This window comes from Rhizobium cauense, assembly GCF_019511525.1.
Classification (GTDB): Bacteria; Pseudomonadota; Alphaproteobacteria; order Rhizobiales; family Rhizobiaceae; genus Rhizobium; species Rhizobium cauense.
Map to the genome: position 1 here is coordinate 1 of NZ_JAEUAT010000088.1, position 329 is coordinate 329.

The following is a 329-nucleotide window of genomic DNA, read 5'->3' on the forward strand; positions in this document are numbered from 1 at the left end:
AAAAAACCGCGCTTGTCCGGCTTGTGCTGGACCGGTTCCCGAATGGGCCCGTAGCTCAGTTGGTTAGAGCACACGCTTGATAAGCGTGGGGTCGGAAGTTCAAGTCTTCCCGGGCCCACCATTCGCATTTGCGGATGCTGGACTGGGAATTGATTGGAATGGCTGGCGCGGATGATTGCCGAACTTCAGTTCTAGCGAACTGGGGTGATCGAGCTGGAGGGGCTGTAGCTCAGCTGGGAGAGCACCTGCTTTGCAAGCAGGGGGTCAGCGGTTCGATCCCGCTCAGCTCCACCAAATCGATGGTGTTGAGACTGACGGTTTTGACGGCA

2 tRNA genes are annotated in these 329 nt (G+C 57.4%); both read left to right on the forward strand.

The annotated features are described in order from the left end of the window. Positions 1-44 precede the first annotated feature (44 nt). Positions 45-121, forward strand: a tRNA-Ile gene (locus tag JNB88_RS33260). Between the two features lie 97 nt (positions 122-218). Further along, a tRNA-Ala gene (locus JNB88_RS33265) sits at positions 219-294 on the forward strand. The last annotated feature ends 35 nt before the right edge of the window (positions 295-329 follow it).